Annotated in this window: 2 rRNA genes; both read left to right on the top strand. The window is 54.4% G+C overall.

Features of this window, described 5'->3' with window-relative positions:
* Window positions 1-113: 113 nt before the first annotated feature.
* Window positions 114-3,024: ribosomal RNA gene (locus tag FE394_RS16455) — 23S ribosomal RNA — on the top strand.
* Window positions 3,025-3,118: 94 nt separating this feature from the next.
* Window positions 3,119-3,234: ribosomal RNA gene (rrf, locus tag FE394_RS16450) — 5S ribosomal RNA — on the top strand.
* The last annotated feature ends 1 nt before the right edge of the window (window position 3,235 follow it).

The following is a 3,235-nucleotide window of genomic DNA, read 5'->3' as shown; positions in this document are numbered from 1 at the left end:
TTTGCTCTTTAACAATCTGGAACAAGCTGAAAATTTGAAACAATCAGTGATGTGACTTGACATCACTGGTGAGTCTCTCAATAACTCCGCCCGAAGACACCTTCGGGTTGTGAGGTTAAGCGACTAAGCGTACACGGTGGATGCCTAGGCAGTCAGAGGCGATGAAGGGCGTGCTAATCTGCGATAAGCGCCGGGAAGGGGATATGACCCGCAATACCCGGCGATACCCGAATGGGGAAACCCAGTGCAATCCGTTGCACTATCCTGTCCTGAATTCATAGGGGCAGGAGGCGAACCGGGGGAACTGAAACATCTCAGTACCCCGAGGAAAAGAAATCAACCGAGATTCCCCCAGTAGCGGCGAGCGAACGGGGAGGAGCCCAGAACCAGCATCGGCTGGTGTGTCAGTGGAAGCGCCTGGAAAGGCGCGCAGTAAAGGGTGATAGCCCCGTACACGAAGATGCACCAGCCGTGAGTTCGATGAGTAGGGCGGGACACGTGGTATCCTGTCTGAACATGGGGGGACCATCCTCCAAGGCTAAATACTCCTGACTGACCGATAGTGAACCAGTACCGTGAGGGAAAGGCGAAAAGAACCCCGGCGAGGGGAGTGAAACAGAACCTGAAACCGTGTACGTACAAGCAGTGGGAGCCTTGATTTATCAGGGTGACTGCGTACCTTTTGTATAATGGGTCAGCGACTTATATTCTGTAGCAAGGTTAACCGTTTAGGGGAGCCGCAGGGAAACCGAGTCTTAACTGGGCGTTAAGTTGCAGGGTATAGACCCGAAACCCGGTGATCTAGCCATGGGCAGGTTGAAGGTTGGGTAACACTAACTGGAGGACCGAACCGACTAATGTTGAAAAATTAGCGGATGACTTGTGGCTGGGGGTGAAAGGCCAATCAAACCGGGAGATAGCTGGTTCTCCCCGAAAGCTATTTAGGTAGCGCCTCGTGAAGTCATCTTCGGGGGTAGAGCACTGTTTCGGCTAGGGGGTCATCCCGACTTACCAACCCGATGCAAACTGCGAATACCGAAGAATGTTATCACGGGAGACACACGGCGGGTGCTAACGTCCGTCGTGAAGAGGGAAACAACCCAGACCGCCAGCTAAGGTCCCCAAGTCATGGTTAAGTGGGAAACGAAGTGGGAAGGCTCAGACAGCCAGGATGTTGGCTTAGAAGCAGCCACCATTTAAAGAAAGCGTAATAGCTCACTGGTCGAGTCGGCCTGCGCGGAAGATGTAACGGGGCTAAACCATGCACCGAAGCTGCGGCAGCGACATTCCGATGTCGTTGGGTAGGGGAGCGTTCTGTAAGCCGTTGAAGGTGAACTGTGAGGTTTGCTGGAGGTATCAGAAGTGCGAATGCTGACATAAGTAACGATAAAGCGGGTGAAAAACCCGCTCGCCGGAAGACCAAGGGTTCCTGTCCAACGTTAATCGGGGCAGGGTGAGTCGACCCCTAAGGCGAGGCCGAAAGGCGTAGTCGATGGACAACAGGTTAATATTCCTGTACCCGGTGTTACTGCGAAGGGGGGACGGAGAAGGCTAGGCCGGCCGGGCGACGGTTTGTCCCGGTTTAAGCGTGTAGGTGGGCGGTCCTGGTAAATCCGGACGGCTGTGAACACTGAGGCGTGATGACGAGGCACTACGGTGCTGAAGTGGTTGATGCCCTGCTTCCAGGAAAAGCCTCTAAGCATCAGGTAACATTGGATCGTACCCCAAACCGACACAGGTGGTCAGGTAGAGAATACTCAGGCGCTTGAGAGAACTCGGGTGAAGGAACTAGGCAAAATGGTGCCGTAACTTCGGGAGAAGGCACGCTGGCGGCAGGTGAAGGGACAGGCGCCCGGAGCCGAGGCCAGTCGCAGATACCAGCTGGCTGCAACTGTTTAATAAAAACACAGCACTGTGCAAACACGAAAGTGGACGTATACGGTGTGACGCCTGCCCGGTGCTGGAAGGTTAATTGATGGGGTTATCCGTAAGGAGACGCTCTTGATCGAAGCCCCAGTAAACGGCGGCCGTAACTATAACGGTCCTAAGGTAGCGAAATTCCTTGTCGGGTAAGTTCCGACCTGCACGAATGGCGTAATGATGGCCAGGCTGTCTCCACCCGAGACTCAGTGAAATTGAACTCGCTGTGAAGATGCAGTGTACCCGCGGCAAGACGGAAAGACCCCGTGAACCTTTACTATAGCTTGACACTGAACCTTGAGCCTTGATGTGTAGGATAGGTGGGAGGCTGAGAAGTGCGGACGCCAGTCTGCACGGAGCCAACCTTGAAATACCACCCTTGAATGTTTGATGTTCTAACGTCGGCCCGTGATCCGGGCTGCGGACAGTGTCTGGTGGGTAGTTTGACTGGGGCGGTCTCCTCCCAAAGCGTAACGGAGGAGCACGAAGGTTAGCTAATCACGGTCGGACATCGTGAGGTTAGTGCAAAGGCATAAGCTAGCTTGACTGCGAGAGTGACAGCTCGAGCAGGTACGAAAGTAGGTCTTAGTGATCCGGTGGTTCTGAATGGAAGGGCCATCGCTCAACGGATAAAAGGTACTCCGGGGATAACAGGCTGATACCGCCCAAGAGTTCATATCGACGGCGGTGTTTGGCACCTCGATGTCGGCTCATCACATCCTGGGGCTGAAGTAGGTCCCAAGGGTACGGCTGTTCGCCGTTTAAAGTGGTACGCGAGCTGGGTTTAGAACGTCGTGAGACAGTTCGGTCCCTATCTGCCGTGGGCGTTGGAAGATTGAAAGGGGCTGCTCCTAGTACGAGAGGACCGGAGTGGACGCACCACTGGTGTTCGGGTTGTCATGCCAATGGCATTGCCCGGTAGCTAAGTGCGGCAGAGATAACCGCTGAAAGCATCTAAGCGGGAAACTTGCCTTGAGATGAGTCTTCCCTTGTCCCTTGAGGACACTGAAGGAACGTTCGAGACGAGGACGTAGATAGGCCGGGTGTGTAAGCGTAGCGATACGTTGAGCTAACCGGTACTAATGAACCGTGCGGCTTAACCTGACAACACCGAAGGTGTTTTGCGGGGAATTGAGAGAGAGAGTGGGTTTCAAATGCATATTACCAGCAGCTTGTTCGGGATTGAACACAGAATTTGTCTGGCGGCCACAGCGCGGTGGTCCCACCTGATCCCATGCCGAACTCAGCAGTGAAACGCCGCAGCGCCGATGGTAGTGTGGGGTCTCCCCATGCGAGAGTAGGGCACTGCCAGACA

The organism is Xenorhabdus littoralis, from assembly GCF_033949345.1.
GTDB lineage: Bacteria > Pseudomonadota > Gammaproteobacteria > Enterobacterales > Enterobacteriaceae > Xenorhabdus > Xenorhabdus littoralis.
The sequence above is the reverse complement of the archived record's forward strand: the minus strand, read 5'-3'. Positions and strand labels throughout refer to the sequence as shown.